Origin of the sequence: Streptomyces sirii, assembly GCF_045690365.1 — a bacterium.
Lineage (GTDB): Bacteria > Actinomycetota > Actinomycetes > Streptomycetales > Streptomycetaceae > Streptomyces > Streptomyces sirii.
Window position 1 is genome coordinate 2,900,163 of record NZ_CP147982.1, and the last position, 14,940, is coordinate 2,915,102.

The 14,940-nt window shown below is 72.3% G+C and carries 12 protein-coding genes and 1 riboswitch; of the genes, 7 read left to right on the forward strand and 5 right to left on the reverse strand.

Annotation, left to right across the window (positions count from 1 at the left end):
• Window positions 1-58: 58 nt before the first annotated feature.
• Window positions 59-1,405: a glycosyltransferase family 4 protein gene (locus tag WAB15_RS13055; RefSeq protein ID WP_407286316.1), complete on the reverse strand. Its 1,347-nt coding sequence runs from the start codon at window positions 1,403-1,405 to the stop codon at window positions 59-61.
• A 239-nt stretch (window positions 1,406-1,644) separates the two neighbouring features.
• On the opposite strand from WAB15_RS13055, the gene WAB15_RS13060 reads away from it, so the two are divergent.
• The gene (locus WAB15_RS13060; RefSeq protein ID WP_399149842.1) at window positions 1,645-2,277 is read left to right on the forward strand and encodes a TetR family transcriptional regulator; all 633 of its coding nucleotides are present in this window, start codon (window positions 1,645-1,647) and stop codon (window positions 2,275-2,277) included.
• A 135-nt stretch (window positions 2,278-2,412) separates the two neighbouring features.
• Here the strand turns inward: WAB15_RS13060 and WAB15_RS13065 are convergent, their stop codons facing one another.
• Together WAB15_RS13065 and WAB15_RS13070 are read right to left on the reverse strand one after the other, a co-directional pair.
• Window positions 2,413-2,646, reverse strand: coding sequence for a ferredoxin (locus WAB15_RS13065; RefSeq protein WP_407286317.1), 234 nt, complete (start codon window positions 2,644-2,646; stop codon window positions 2,413-2,415).
• Complete coding sequence (locus tag WAB15_RS13070) at window positions 2,646-4,118, reverse strand: aldehyde dehydrogenase (RefSeq protein ID WP_407289215.1); 1,473 nt, start codon at window positions 4,116-4,118, stop codon at window positions 2,646-2,648. The genes WAB15_RS13065 and WAB15_RS13070 overlap by 1 nt, the downstream gene beginning before the upstream one ends.
• A gap of 317 nt (window positions 4,119-4,435) precedes the next feature.
• Between WAB15_RS13070 and WAB15_RS13075 the strand changes: the two genes are divergently transcribed.
• The 6 genes from WAB15_RS13075 to WAB15_RS13100 all read left to right on the forward strand — a co-directional run bounded on the left by WAB15_RS13075 (window position 4,436) and on the right by WAB15_RS13100 (window position 11,917).
• Window positions 4,436-5,479, forward strand: a complete 1,044-nt coding sequence (locus tag WAB15_RS13075; protein WP_407286318.1) for an MBL fold metallo-hydrolase — start codon at window positions 4,436-4,438, stop codon at window positions 5,477-5,479.
• A gap of 96 nt (window positions 5,480-5,575) precedes the next feature.
• Window positions 5,576-5,718: riboswitch (cobalamin riboswitch) on the forward strand.
• 167 nt (window positions 5,719-5,885) lie between these two features.
• The gene (locus WAB15_RS13080; protein WP_407286319.1) at window positions 5,886-7,202 is read left to right on the forward strand and encodes a prenyltransferase/squalene oxidase repeat-containing protein; all 1,317 of its coding nucleotides are present in this window, start codon (window positions 5,886-5,888) and stop codon (window positions 7,200-7,202) included.
• Window positions 7,203-7,228: 26 nt separating this feature from the next.
• Window positions 7,229-7,918: an SCO2322 family protein gene (locus WAB15_RS13085; RefSeq protein ID WP_407289216.1), complete on the forward strand. Its 690-nt coding sequence runs from the start codon at window positions 7,229-7,231 to the stop codon at window positions 7,916-7,918.
• Window positions 7,915-9,291: an energy-coupling factor transporter transmembrane component T gene (locus tag WAB15_RS13090; RefSeq protein WP_407286320.1), complete on the forward strand. Its 1,377-nt coding sequence runs from the start codon at window positions 7,915-7,917 to the stop codon at window positions 9,289-9,291. The genes WAB15_RS13085 and WAB15_RS13090 overlap by 4 nt, the downstream gene beginning before the upstream one ends.
• Window positions 9,288-10,991 (forward strand): ABC transporter ATP-binding protein, encoded by a 1,704-nt coding sequence (locus WAB15_RS13095; RefSeq protein WP_407286321.1) that lies wholly within the window; start codon window positions 9,288-9,290, stop codon window positions 10,989-10,991. The genes WAB15_RS13090 and WAB15_RS13095 overlap by 4 nt, the downstream gene beginning before the upstream one ends.
• Complete coding sequence (locus tag WAB15_RS13100) at window positions 10,988-11,917, forward strand: ECF transporter S component (RefSeq protein WP_407286322.1); 930 nt, start codon at window positions 10,988-10,990, stop codon at window positions 11,915-11,917. Before WAB15_RS13095 ends, WAB15_RS13100 begins: the two co-directional genes overlap by 4 nt.
• Window positions 11,918-11,979: 62 nt before the next feature.
• Here WAB15_RS13100 and WAB15_RS13105 read toward each other — a convergent pair whose 3' ends face one another.
• Entirely contained in the window at window positions 11,980-13,200 is a 1,221-nt protein-coding gene (locus WAB15_RS13105) for an alpha/beta hydrolase (protein WP_407286323.1), read from the reverse strand.
• Window positions 13,201-13,717: 517 nt separating this feature from the next.
• Window positions 13,718-14,887: a steroid 3-ketoacyl-CoA thiolase gene (locus WAB15_RS13110; protein WP_393496831.1), complete on the reverse strand. Its 1,170-nt coding sequence runs from the start codon at window positions 14,885-14,887 to the stop codon at window positions 13,718-13,720.
• Window positions 14,888-14,940 lie beyond the last annotated feature (53 nt).

Below are 14,940 nucleotides of genomic sequence, written 5' to 3' on the forward strand. Positions count from 1 at the left end.
TGCTTTCGTCCGGCGGTTGGTGGTGGTGGCTGCGAACAGCTGAAGGCAGTGGGGCGGGTTAGGTGCGCAGGGTGCGGGCGGCGCCCTGGAGGGCGATCGCCTCGCGGTAGCGCTCGGCGGTGCCGATGGCGGCCTGCCGCCAGGTGAAGCGGGCCAGTACCCGCTCCCGGCCGGCGGCGCCGAGCCGGCGGCGCAGCGCCTCGTCGCCCAGGAGGCGGAGCAGTCCGCCGGCGAGCGCGTCGGCGTCGCCGGGGGGCACCGCGAGACAGGTCTCGCCGTCGGGGCCGGCGACCTCGGGGATCGCGCCGCCGGTGGTGGCCAGCAGCGGGGTCCCGGTGGCCATCGCCTCGGCCGCGGGCAACGAGAAGCCCTCGTAGAGGGAGGGGACACAGGCGACCTGGGCGCCGCGGACGAGATCGACGAGTTCGCCGTCGCTGATGCCCTTGACGAACTCGATGGCGCCGGAGAGCCCGAGCCGCTCGATGGCGGCGGCGACCGGCCCGTCGTCGGCGCGCTTGCCGACGACCACCAGATGGGCGTCGGGGTTCTCGGTGCGCACCTTGGCGAGCGCCTCGACGAGGTGGATCAGCCCCTTGAGGGGGACGTCCGCACTGGAGGTGGTGACGATCCGGCCCGGCACCTCCGGGACGGCGGCATCCGGCGAGAACAGGTCGGTGTCGGCACCGATGTGGACGACGTGGATGCGGCCGGGGTTCACCCCGAGGTCGTCGACGATCTCCTGGCGGGAGGAGCCGGAGACGGTCAGTACGGAGGGCAGCCGCCGGGCGACCCGCTTCTGCATCCGGGTGAAGCCGTACCAGCGGCGGACCGAGGCCCGGCGCTTCCAGCCGTCGGCGGCTTCGAGGTCGAGCCGCCGGTCGACGGTGATGGGGTGGTGGATGGTGGTGACCAGCGGGGCGCCGAGCACACCGGGGCCGCCGAGCAGGCCGTAGCCGAGGGTCTGGTTGTCGTGGACGACGTCGAACTGGCCGCGGCGGGCGGCGAGATGGCGCCGGGCACGCAGCGAGAAGGTGAGCGGTTCGGGGAAGCCGCCGGTCCACATCGTGCCCACTTCGAGGGCGTCGATCCAGTCGCGGTACTCACCGCGCCCCGGCGTGCGGAACGGGTCCGGCTGGCGGTAGAGGTCCAGGCTCGGCAGCTCGGTCAGCTCCACACCGTCGTCGAGGACGGGGTAGGGCTGGGCGCCGATCACCTCGACGGTGTGGCCGAGGCGGGCCAGCTCGCGCGAGAGGTGGCGTACATAGACGCCCTGTCCGCCGCAGAACGGGTTCCCCTTATACGTGAGCATCGCGATGCGCAGGGGACGCCCGTCGTTCGTCGGGGCGGAGGCCGAGGAGGCCTCTGCGGGGCGAGGCGCGGCTGCCTGGACGGCCTCTGCGGTCACGCTCGGCCCCCTTCTCACTGGACTTTCGCCGGAGCGTAACCGCTGGCGGTAATCTAGAACAAGTTACAGAACTGACGGGCTACTGATCAGTTCACCGAGCTTCGAATCTACCGGCCAGGACCGATGCGAAAAGAGCCGCACCAGGTGATTCGCGCCACCACCCGCCCCCCTGCCATGCTGTGCCGATCGAACCACCGGCACTCACCGCATCGCGGACGGAATGCCATGGAATGGGAAATATGACTACGGAATCCAAGGCGGCCAAGCCGGCGCTTCCCGCGAGTCCTCCCCTGACCGAGCGTCAGGAGGCCCGGCGTCGCCGCATCCTGCACACCAGCGCCAAGCTGGCGTCCCGCGGCGGCTTCGACGCCGTGCAGATGCGCGAGGTCGCCGAGTCCTCGGGCGTCGCGCTCGGCACCCTCTACCGCTACTTCCCCTCCAAGGTGCATCTGCTGGTCGCCACCATGCAGGACCAGCTCCAGCACATGCACGAGACGCTGCGCAAGCGCCCGCCGTCGGAGCAGGATCCGGGCGCGCGGGTCGCCCAGACCCTGATGCGGGCGTTCCGCGCGCTGCAGCGCGAACCGCACCTCGCGGATGCGATGGTGCGCGCGCTGACCTTCGCCGACCGGTCGGTGAGCCCGGAGGTGGACACCGTCTCCCGGCTGACGACGGCGATCATCCTGGACGCGATGGGGCTGGACGCCCCGCCCACTCCGGAGCAGCTCTCCGCGGTACGGGTCATCGAGCACACCTGGCACTCGGCACTGATCACCTGGCTGTCGGGCCGGGCCTCGATCGCCCAGGTGAAGATAGACATCGAGACGGTCTGCCGCCTGATCGACCTGACGGCACCGGAGGGGGCGCGGTAGGGGCGTGCCGGGTCGGTCGAGGTTCGCCCCGCGGTCCGCGCGGGTAGTTGGCCCGTAGGGGGCCCATCGAACCCCTACGGGATCGCCGCCCCCACCCCCTAAGGCCCCCAAGCCCCTCGCCCCACCCCGAGCCGCTCACTCCTCCGGCGGGAAGACCGCCTCGCCGCTACCGGCGACGGTGATGATGATCGCCTCCACGGGGCACCCCTCGGCCGCCGCCAGCACACTCTCGGCGGCCTCCGCCTCCGGCGCGACGGGGTGCGCTTGACGGGCCGTGTCCAGCCGGAAGCCGTCCGGTGCCGCGCCGACGCACATCCCCGACCCGATGCAGACGCTCCGGTCCACCTCCACCTGCCAGCGGTCCCCCATCAGGCACCCGCCGGCAGGTGGATCATCTTGTGCTCCAGGTACTCGCCGAAGCCCTCGGGGCCGAACTCCCGCCCGATACCGGAGTTCTTGTAGCCGCCGAACGGGCCGAGCATGTCGATGCTGAAGGTGTTCACCGAGTACGTACCGGTGCGCACCTGCCGCGCGATGTCGATGCCGCGGTCGACGTCGGAGGTCCACACCGAGCCGGACAGCCCGTAGTCGGAGTCGTTGGCGATCCGCACCGCCGCCGCCTCGTCGTCGTACGGCAGCAGGCAGATCACCGGGCCGAAGATCTCCTCGCGGGCGATCCGCATCGAGTTGGCGACCTCGCCGAAGAGGGTCGGCTCGACGTACCAGCCCGTGTCCCGCCCCTTCGGCCGGCCGCCGCCGGTCAGGACCTTGGCGCCTTCCTGCTGGCCGAGCGCGATGTAGTCCAGCGAGCGCTGCTGCTGGCGGCGGGCGACCAGCGGGCCCACTTCCGTGGCCGGATCCAGCGGGTCGCCTACGGTGAGCGCGGAGGCGGCCGCGGTGAACCGCTCGGCGATCTCGTCGTAGTGGCTGCGCGGCGCGAGGATCCGCGTCTGGGCCACACAGGCCTGGCCGTTGATCATCCAGGCGAACGGCACGATGCCGGCCACCGCCGCGTCCAGATCCGCGTCCGGCAGGATCACCGCCGCGGACTTGCCGCCCAGTTCCAGTGTGACGCGGCTGAGGTTGCGGGCCGCGACCTCCATGACCCGCCGGCCCGCCGCGACCGATCCGGTGAACGACACCTTGTCCACTCCCGGGTGCCCGACCAGGTACTCGCTCACCTCGCGGTCCGCCGGCAGGATCGACAGCACACCCTCCGGCAGTCCGGCCTCGGACGCGATCTCGGCGAGGAGGTACGCGTCCAACGGGGTCTCCGGTGACACCTTCAGCACGGCCGAGCAGCCGGCCAGCAGGGCGGGGGCGAGCTTGGCCGCGGCGGTGAACTGCGGGACGTTCCACGGCACCACGGCCGCGACCACCCCGACCGGCTCCCGCCGTACGCGGATCGGCCCCAGCACGCCGGCCCGCCGCTCCTCGAACGGAGCGCCGCCGTCCGCGCCCTCGAAGGTGCGGGCCACCGTGAGCGCCGAGTCCCAGGCCAGCACCGAGGCCAGCGACTGCACCATGACGCCGGAGGTGAACGGGGTGCCGTTCTCGGAGCTGATGACCCTGGCGATCTCCTCGCTGCGCGCGGCGAAGGCGTCCTTGATGCGGGTCACCACCGCGATCCGGTCCGCCAGCGGGGCGTTCGCCCACACCCCGGACTCGAAGGACGTACGGGCCGCGGCCACCGCACGGTCGACATCGGCCCGCGAGGCGTGCGGGACGCGGCCGATGACCTGTTCGGTGTGCGGTGAGACGACCTCGATCGTGTCCCGGCCGGCCGGATCGACCAGCTGTCCGCCTATGTAGAGCTTTCCGTGCTCGACGAGGTCGCTCATCGCTGCCGCCTCCTGCGGGTTGGCCGCCTGTCCGATGTGGGTGCGCACCGACGCGGACCGCGTGAGGGGCATGTGCTGCACCACCGCGCCGACTTGTGACGCCGTGTCAGTCGATCGCCTCGGTGCCGCTCGGTTCACCACGTCAGAAACTGATACCAGTTCTAGTTGGAGGAGTCCACGGCGCTGACCGAATCCCCACCACCATCCCAACCACCGCCCACCAAAGGCGACTTCAAGCGCCTTGAAACCAGTTCTAGTTATAGTGAGAGGGCAGGTGCGGGGTGACGGGGTGTATGCCACACCGAGAGGGGACCGGGATGACCACGCAGGTGATCGACCACCGGAGCGGGGTGTGGAGCATCGCCGTCCCCATCCCGGACAACCCGCTCGGCCACACCCTCGTCCACCTCCTGGAGACCGACCGCGGACCGGTGCTCATCGACACCGGCTGGGACGACCCGGACTCCTGGGACTCCCTCGTCGCGGGCGTCGCCGCCTGCGGCTTCGCCCTCACCGATCTCCACGGCGTCCTGATCACCCACCACCACCCCGACCACCACGGCCTCTCCGCCAAGGTGCGGCAGGCGTCCGGCGCCTGGATCGCGATGCACGCCGCGGACACCGCCGTGGTCCGCCGGACCCGCGAGGCCGAGCCGGGCGAGTGGCTCGACTACCTGATCGCCAAGCTCGCGGGCGCGGGCGCGCCGGACGATCATCTGGCACCGCTGCGGGAGGCGCGCACCAGCGGGCGCGGCCGGAGGCTGCCCGGCCGACGGGCCGCGCTACCGGACCGCGGGATCGAGCCCGGCGAACTGCTCGACCTGCCGGGACGCCGGGTGCGCGCCATCTGGACACCGGGGCACACACCGGGGCATGTGTGCCTGCACCTGGAGGAGGAGCATCCGGGTGGGCGGGCGCACGGCTTCGGCCGGCTCTTCTCCGGCGATCACCTCCTCCCCGGCATCACCCCGCACATCGGCCTGTACGGGGACCCGGACGACAGCACGGTCACCGACCCCCTGGGCGACTACCTCGCCTCCCTCGAACGCGTCGGCCGGCTCGCCCCCGCCGAGGTACTGCCCGCCCACCAGCACGCCTTCACCGACGCCGAGGGGCGCGTGCGCGAGCTCATCGCCCACCATGAAGAGCGGCTCTCCGGACTGAGAGCACTGCTCCGCGAACCCCGCACCCCCTGGCAGCTCGCCGTGGCCATGGAGTGGAACCGTCCGTGGGAACAGATCCCGTACGGCTCCCGGAACATCGCCGTCTCGGAGGCCGAGGCACATCTGCGCCGCCTGGTGAAGCAGGGGGGCGTGGAGCGGGTACCGGGCTCCGATCCGGCGACGTACCGGGCGGTGTGAAGCGCGAGGGAGGTGTGACGCACCTCGCCGCCTTCGGCCTTCCCCGGCTCGTACGTGCGGGCGAGCCCCGTCCGGGCGCCGGTTAAGGTGTGCGGGACAACTTCATCCGTACCCGATCGGGGGAAGCCGGTGGAAATCCGGCGCTGACCCGCAACCGTGAGGACGGCCGTCGGCCCGCGCAGTGCGCGGCGCTGGTGGCCGTACGAGCCGGAGCACCCGTTGGGGCACGACCAAGGCTCCCGCCACCGGAACCGCCGCCCGCGCGGACGGTCCGGCGCGCGGCACCGTCGAGGTATACGGAGCTGAGCCCGGTGCCACCGCGCCCGATCGCAGGATCGGCGTTCGGCGGTCGTCCGAGCGCGGCTGCGTTCCACCGCCGCGACCCGACCCGAGAGGCACCGACCCGATGGCCCCCATGGCTTCCATGGCTCCCCAGGCCCCTTCGACGCACCCCGTCGCCTTCCTGGCACGCCGCGCCGCCCTGGCGCTGGCGGCCGTGGCGGTGCTGGGCACGGCCACCGCCCCCGCCGCGTTCGCGGAGCCCGCGGCCGCCCCGCCGGCGTCCCCCGAGAAGCTGCCCGACGGGCTGTACGGCACCAAGGACCCGCAGTACGACGGTGTCTGGCGGCAGTCGCTCGCGCTGCTGGCGCAGGACACCGTCGGCGTACGGCCGGCGGCGTCGGCCGTGGACTGGCTGGTCGGGCAGCAGTGCGCCGACGGCTCGTTCACCGCCTTCCGCGCCGAGCCGAAGCAGCCCTGTGACGCGAAGACCATGCGGGACACCAACCAGACGGCCGCCGCGGTGCAGGCGCTGGCCGCGCTCGGCGGGCACGGTGAGACCGTGAAGAAGGCCGTGAGCTGGCTGAAGACGGTGCAGAACGACGACGGCGGCTGGAGCTCGATGGCCGGCTCGGCCAGCGACGCCAACTCCACCTCCGTCGTCATCGGCGCGCTCACGGCGGCCGGCGAGAAGCCGGAGTCGGTCACGTCGAAGAAGGGCGGCAAGACCCCCTACGACGCACTGCTCACCTTCCAGCTGGGCTGCGCGGTGAAGGAGGGCGAGCGCGGCGCGTTCACCTTCCAGCTCAAGGGTGCGGCGCCGAACGCGGACGCCACCGCGGCCGCCGCGACCGGTGCGCTGGGCAAGGGCTTTGTCGTCGCACCGGCCAAGAAGGGTGCGGACACCCCCGTCAAGCCTCTGACCTGCAAGGACGGCAAGCCGGCGAAGTCCAGTGATGCGGCGTCGGCCGCGGACGGCGGTGCCGCCTACCTCGTCGCCCAGCTCGACCGGAACGGACAGCATCTGCTCTCCGCGATGCCGGGCCAGGAGAAGCAGCCCGATGTCGGCAACACCGCGGACGCCGTGGTGGCGCTCGCGGCCGGGTCGCACGGGGCCGCGGCCCGGAAGCCGCTGAAGTGGCTGGAGAAGAACGCCGCGGGCTGGGCGAAGGAGAACGGCCCGGCCGCGTACGCCCAGCTGGTGCTCGCCGCGCACGCCACCGGCACCGACCCGCGCTCCTTCGGGGGCAGCGACCTGGTGGCCGCGCTGAACGCAACCGGGCCCAAGCCGGCCGGTATCGCCTCGCCGGCCGCCGAGGGCACCGAGGACCACAAGGACGGCGACAGCGGCGTCAACGTCTGGTGGGTCGTCGGGGTCGCGCTCGCCTTCGGCGCGGGCATCGGCTTCCTGCTGAGCGGCCGTAAGAAGAAGAACGAACTCTGATGCGGCCGAGGCAGCTGCCGCAGCCGATGCGGCGCACCCGGATCGCCGGCGCGCTGCTGCTGGCCGGCACGGTCACCGGGCTGGCCGCCGGGCCGGCCCACGCGCAGGAGTACCGCTACTGGTCCTTCTGGGACGGCGAGCGCGGCGGCTCCTGGGCCTACGCCACCCAGGGGCCGGCCACCGTGCGCCCGGCCGATGGCGCGGTCGAGGGCTTCCGCTTCACCGTCAGCGCCGACTCGGCCGCGGCCGGCAAGCCGCGTGCGGCCGCCGACTTCGACGCGATCTGCCGCGAGACGCCCGCCAAGGACGGCCGCAAGCGGATCGGCATCGTCATCGACTTCGGTACCGCGGCGGACGCTCCGGGTGGCGAGCGGCCGCCGCAGACGCGGACGGAGTGCGCCCAGGTGGCCGAGGACGCGTCGGCGGGCGAGGCGCTGGCCGCGGTTGCCCGGCAGCTGCGCTACGACCCCAATGCGCTGCTGTGCGCCATCGCCGGCTATCCGGAGACGGGGTGCGCGGACCAGGTGAGCGGATCGGGCGGGGCGAAGGAGTCCGCCGACCCGAAGAAGTCCGCCGACGGGCAGGGTGCGAACGGGGTGGAGGGGGCCGGCTCCGGGGCTGACGGCGGACCGTCCGCCGGGCTGCTCGGCGGTGTCGCGGCCGTCGTCGTTCTGGGCGCGGCGGCCGTGTGGCAGGCGCGCCGCCGGCGCGGATGAGCGCCCCGCAGGCGACCCGTACCACCGCGCTGCACGCCGGCGCCTGGTGGCTGTGGGCCCTCGGCCTGGCCACCGCGGCCTCCCGCACCGCCAACCCGCTGCTGCTGGGGCTGCTGGTGGGCGTGGCCGGCTATGTCGTCGCGGCGCGGCGCACGGACGCGCCCTGGGCCCGCTCCTACGGCGCGTTCGTCAAGCTCGGCCTGGTCGTGATCGCCGTTCGGCTGGCCTTCGCCTTCGTCCTCGGCTCCCCCATCCCCGGTACGCACACCCTCGTCACACTGCCCGAAGTGCCGCTGCCCGACTGGGCGAAGGGCGTCCGGATCGGCGGGCGGGTCACGGCGGAGGGCATGGTCTTCGCGCTCTACGACGGGCTGAAGCTGGCCACCCTCCTCATCTGCGTGGGCGCCGCCAACGCGCTGGCCAACCCGTCGCGGCTGCTGAAGTCCCTGCCCGGCGCGCTGTACGAGGCGGGGGTGGCGGTCGTCGTCGCCATGACGTTCGCGCCGAACCTGGTCGCCGACGTCCAGCGGCTGCGCGCCGCCCGACGGCTGCGCGGCCGCCCCGACCGCGGCTTCAAGGCACTGCTCCAGGTCGGCGTGCCGGTACTGGAAGGCGCGCTGGAGCGCTCGGTGGCCCTGGCCGCGGCCATGGACGCACGCGGCTACGGCCGCAGCGCCCAAGTACCTCGCGCCGTACGTCGCCTCACCTCCGCCCTCACCCTCGGCGGTCTGCTCGGCATCTGCGCCGGCACCTACGGCCTGCTCGGCGGCACCGGGGCCGGCTACGGTCTGCCGCTGCTCCTCGCCGGGCTGGCCGCCGCCCTCGCCGGCCTGTGGCTCGGCGGCCGCCGCTCCCTGCGCACCCGCTACCGCCCCGAACGCTGGGGCCCGCGGGCCTGGCTCGTCGCCGGCTCCGGCATCGCCGTAGCCACCCTGATGATCTGGGCGAACACCTACGCACCGGCTGCTCTCCACCCACCGGCCGTCCCTCTCACGACCCCCGTGCTTCCGCTCTGGCCGGCGGCATCCGTACTGCTGGGGCTGCTCCCCGCGGTGGTGGCCCCCATCCCGAGGCCGACGGAACGAGCGCGGCGCGGCGACGCCCGGCCGGAGCGCATGGGGGAGCGCGGCAGCCGAACCGGCCACGGGGAACGCTCGGGTAGGGGTACGGGTAGGGGTACGGGTCGGGGTCAGGGTACGGGTCGGGGTACTGACCGGACAGGCGATCGCGATACGGGCCGTACGGGCACGGGCCACGACGGCGGCAACCCTCGGCGTCTCCGCAGCCGCAGTCACGGCCTCGGCGAAGGCCACAGCCACAGCCACAGCCACCCCGACGATCCCCCTCCGTACACGAAGGAGCCGACCCAGTGATCCGGTTCGAGCAGGTCTCGGTCACCTACGGGGACGCCGCGGCACCCGCTGTCCAGGGCATCGACCTGACCGTCCCCGAAGGCGAACTGTGCCTCCTGGTCGGCCCGTCCGGCGTCGGCAAGTCCACCGTCCTGAACGCCGTCTGCGGACTGGTCCCCCACTTCACCGGCGGCACCCTGCACGGACGCGTCACCGTCGACGGCCGCGACACCCGCACCCACAAGCCACGCGAACTCACCGATGTCGTCGGCACCGTGGGCCAGGACCCGCTGGCGCACTTCGTCACCGACACCGTCGAGGACGAACTCGCCTACGGTATGGAATCCCTCGGGCTCGCCCCCGACGTGATGCGCCGCCGCGTCGAGGAAACCCTGGACCTGCTGGGCCTGGCCGACCTGCGCGACCGCGCCATCACCACCCTCTCTGGCGGCCAGATGCAACGGGTGGCGATCGGCTCGGTCCTCACCACCCACCCCAAGGTCCTGGTACTCGACGAGCCGACCTCGGCCCTCGACCCGGCCGCCGCCGAAGAGGTGCTCTCCGTACTCCAGCGCCTGGTCCACGACCTCGGTACGACCGTCCTGCTCGCCGAACATCGCCTGGAGCGCGTCGTCCAATACGCCGACCAGGTCATCCTCCTCCCGTCCCCCGGCGCCGCCCCCGTGATGGGAACGCCCGCCGACATCATGGCCATCTCCCCCGTCCACCCCCCGGTAGTCGCCCTCGGCCGCCTGGCTGACTGGTCGCCCCTGCCCCTCACCGTCCGCGACGCCCGCCGCAAGGCCACCACCCTCCGCGAACGCCTCACGGGCGTGACCCCACCGGCACCAGGGACAGGCTCGGGCTCCCCACGGTCCACCCTGTCCCCGGTCCCGGCCCCGGCCTCGCCCCCGGGCCCGGCGCCGGCCCCCGGAGCCACATCGCCAGGTGCCGGGACGAATGCCGTCGCGGCGGTTTCCGGGCTCGGTGTTCGCCGGGGCCAGATGGACGCGTTGTATCGGGTGGATCTGAACGTCCGGGCCGGCGAGACCGTTGCCCTGATGGGGCGCAACGGTGCGGGAAAGTCCACGCTCCTCGGCACCCTCGTCGGCATGCACCAGCCGTCCGCCGGTACGGTCCGCGTGGGCGGCGCCGCTCCTCACCGCACCAGCCCCCGCGCCCTTCTGCGGCACGTCGGGCTGGTTCCCCAGGAACCTCGCGACCTCCTCTACGCGGACACCGTCGCCGCCGAGTGCACCATGGCCGACCAGGACGCGGCCGCCCCCGCCGGCAGCTGCCGGGCCCTGGTGACCCGGCTGCTGCCCGATGTTCCGGACTCCGCCCACCCCCGTGATCTGTCCGAGGGCCAACGCCTCGCGCTCGCCCTCGCCGTCGTACTGACCGCTCGTCCTCCGCTGCTCCTCCTCGACGAGCCCACCCGCGGCCTGGACTACGCCGCCAAGGCCCGCCTGATCGAAGTCCTGCGCACCCTGACCACCGACGGCCACGCCATCATCCTGGCCACTCACGACGTGGAACTCGCCGCCGAGCTGGCACACCGCGTGGTGATCCTCGCGGACGGTGAGGTCGTCGCCGACGGTCCCACCGACGAGATCGTCGTCTCCTCTCCCTCCTTTGCTCCGCAGGTCGCCAAGGTGCTCGCTCCACTGCCCTGGCTGACCGTTCCTCAGGTGGCCCACGCCCTGGAGGCCACCGCATGACCTCGACGTCGCTCTCACAGCACCCTGACGGCAGCCGCCCCCGCTCCGGCGCCGACCCCGACCCCGACTCCCGCTCCGGTGCCGGCTCCGGCCTCCGCACGAGCCGTCAGGCCCGGGCAGTACGGCTCGGCCCCCGGTCCGTCGCCGCACTGATCCTTGTCTCAGCCATCGGCGTGATGGCTTTCGGATGGCCGCTGCTCGCCGATTCCGCCTCCGGCCTCGCCCATTCCAAGGACGCGCCCTGGCTGTTCGCCGCGCTGCTGCCGCTGCTGCTCGCCGTGGTCGTCGCGACCATCGCCGACACCGGCCTGGACTCCAAAGCCATCGCCATGCTCGGCGTACTGGCCGCGGCCGGAGCCGCGATGCGCCCGCTGGGCGCGGGGACGGCCGGAATCGAGCCGATGTTCTTTCTGATGGTGCTGTCGGGCCGGGTGCTCGGGCCCGGATTCGGCTTTGTGCTGGGCTCCGTGGCGATGTTCGCGTCGGCCCTGCTGACCGGCGGAGTCGGCCCATGGATGCCGTTCCAGATGCTGACGATGGGGTGGGTGTCGATGGGCGCCGGCCTGCTGCCGGGGCCCGACCGGCTGCGCGGCCGCCGTGAGCTGGCCATGCTCGCCGCCTACGGCGCGGTCTCCGCGGTCCTCTACGGCCTCATCATGAACCTCCAGGGGTGGCCCTATATCGCCGGCATGGCTTCGGGGGTCTCGTTCGTCCCGGGCGATCCGCTCGCGGAGAACCTCGCCCGCTATATCGCCTACTGCCTTGCCACCTCCCTCGGCTGGGACCTGCCCCGCGCCCTGGTCACCGTGATCCTCACCTTCACCTTGGGCGGCACGGTCCTCAAAGCTCTGCGCCGCGCCACCCGCCGGGCCGCCTTCGACGTCCCCGTCGCCTTCACCCCTGATCCACCCCGAGGGGCCGCCTGACCTGTATGACCGTGCCCCGCTTCGCGGGCTGCCCGGGAGCCGTGCGGAATGCGGAACCGGGCTCAGCGGGAGACGGGCAAAGAGCGGGCTATCGACGGCTCCGAGCGCTGGAACGAGGTGTAGTGGTCGGCATCTGCGCCCTGGTCGACGACCGTGACCCGAGCGCCGTGCCGCGCCAGTTCCCGCGCGCAGCTGCGGGTGTTGGCTATCGGTACGTCGCGATCGCCGGTGGCGGAGTAGAGGGTTATCCGGACGCCTCGGCCGGGCTGCCAGTCGCAGGTGCGGTCGTTGGTACGAAGGGCTTCCAGCAGGGCGCCGGACGGGTGCTGGAGTTTCTTGTACCAGGTGTCGGTCAGCAGGTCTTCGAGGCGGTCGGGCAGCTTGCCGGCGATGTCTTCGGCCGGGTGGTCACCGTCGAAGAGGTCCTCGACGCGGTCGGCGTAGGGGGCTCGGAACACCTCACTCGGATCGTTGTAGAGCGGGTGGAGGCGGTTCTGGGCGGTGAGGAAGAAGGAGACGTAGAAGACGGCGGACCGCGGGTCGACTCGGCCGTCGAACATGCCGGGGAGTTCACTGCCGTCGAGGTCGTACGGTCCAGCGGCCGGGGAGAGCGTTCCGAGACGGAATCGGGGGTCAGCGCCTCGGTCCAGCTCTCGGCCCAGTTCCATGCCGACCTGCCCGCCCTGTGAAAAGCCGGTGACGGACACCGTGCGTTCGAGGGTGGTGCCTAGCTTCGGAGCGGCCGAATGGGCTGCCCGGAGCATGTCCAGGGAAGCCGATGCCGCGGATCGGGCGTCCATGTACGGGTGGCGGCCGGGGCTCGTGCCGAGGCCCAGGTAGTCGGGGGCGATGGCGGCGCGGCCGGCGGAGGCGTACAGCACCGATACCGCTCGGTCGGGGCCTTCCGCGACCGAGGGCGCGTAACCCCGGTAGGCGAGGGTGCCATGGGCGTGGATCACGGGCGGGAGGTGAGGGTGGCTGGTGCCGAGGGGGAGCGCCAGCAGGCCGGACGCGGTGGTGGGACGGCCGCCGGGGGTGATCGTGCGGTAGGTGAGGCGGTAGGCGGCGACGCCGTGCCGAGCGGTCTCCGCGTCCAGGCCCGCCTTTTGCGCCTGGGCGATGATCTCGGCTCTGCTCTGCCGGCCCAGAGGCGTGATGGAGAGCAGTGTCCCGCGCCAGGTCGCGGTGCGGGACGCGGCGGTGGCAGGAGTCGTGAGGGGGGCGGTTCTCTGTCCGCTGACGGCCGTTCGCCACTCCTCCGACGTATGGCCCGTACTCCCCACACTGGTGAGCGCGCCTGCATCGGCTGTCTTCGTCTGCTCCTGCCCAGTCGGCTGCGATGCGTAAGCCGAGGAGGGCGCGAGGGCCGGAGCCGTCGTGAGCGCCGCGAGCAGAAGGGCGGCACCGGCGGCCAGGCCGCGGGAGGCGCGACGCCGTCCGCTCGGTCCGCGCGGCGCGTCGGACAGGCACGATGCGCCGGGCGCTGATGAGGGTGAGGCCGAGGCTGAGGTTGAGGCAGCTGGTGAAGCGGAAGCTGCAGGTGAATGCGGTGAAGGCTGCTGCGCGTTGTTCGTCATGTCTTCGACGGTACGGAGATGCCGATCGACGCAGAATGCGGTTTCCCGCACAACTCACCTGTGGTTTTCCGCAGGTTGGGAACGGCCCGCCGTTCCATCGCGCGCGGGACCTCACTACACCCGCCCACCCCCCGTAAGGGGGGTGGGCGGCGGGGAAAACACAAACCGCCACAGCCCCTGCGGCCGCCACAGCCACCACAACCCCTGGCGGCCGCCACAACCGCTACAACCGCTGAATGATCGTCCCCGTGGCCAGCGCCCCGCCCGCGCACATCGTGATGAGAGCGAATTCCTTGTCTCTGCGCTCCAGTTCATGGAGGGCGGTGGTGATCAGCCGAGCACCGGTGGCGCCGACCGGGTGCCCCAGCGCGATGGCGCCTCCGTTGACGTTCACTTTTTCCAGGTCCTGTTCGAAGACCTGCGCCCAGGAGAGCACCACGGAGGCGAAGGCTTCGTTGATCTCGACCAGGTCTATGTCCTTGAGGGACATACCGGCCTTACCGAGCACGGCGCGGGTGGCGTCGATCGGGCCGTCCAGGTGGAAGTGCGGATCGGCGCCCACCAGCGCCTGGGCCACGATGCGGGCCCGCGGCTTGAGTTTGAGGGCGCGCGCCATCCGCTTCGACGCCCACATGACCGCGGCCGCGCCGTCGGAGATCTGCGAGGAGTTGCCCGCCGTGTGGACGGCGGTCGGCATCACGGGCTTGAGGCCGCTCAGCGCCTCCATACTGGTGTCGCGCAGGCCCTCGTCGCGGTCGACCAGTCGCCACATGCCCTGACCGGCGGCCTGTTCGTCCTCCGTGGTGGGCACCTGAACAGCGAACGTCTCCCGTTTGAACCGTTCCTCTGCCCAGGCAGCGGCGGCCCGCTCCTGCGAGATCAGACCGAGCGCGTCGACGTTCTCCCGGGTCAGCCCCCGGTTGCGGGCGATGCGTTCGGCGGCCTCGAACTGGTTGGGCAGGTCGACGTTCCACTCGTCGGGCCAGGGCTTGCCCGGGCCGTGCTTGGAGCCGCTGCCGAGCGGCACCCGGGACATCGCTTCGACGCCGCAGCCGATGCCGATGTCGATGACACCACCCGCGATCATGTTGGCGACCATGTGGTTGGCCTGCTGGGAGGAGCCGCACTGGCAGTCCACGGTGGTCGCCGCGGTCTCGTACGGGAGGCCCATGGCCAGCCAGGCGTTGCGCGCCGGGTTCATGGACTGTTCGCCGGCGTGGGTGACGGTGCCGCCGACGATCTGTTCGACGCAGTCGGGCTGGATGCCCGTACGGGCGAGGAGTTCGCGGTAGGTCTCGCCCAGGAGGTAGGCGGGGTGGAGGTTGGCGAGCGCGCCTTGGCGCTTGCCGATGGGAGTGCGTACTGCTTCGACGATGACGGGTTCCGCGGCCATGACTGACTCGTCCTCTCCTCGCGCCCGCGGGCGTCCCGGCACCCACGGAAGAA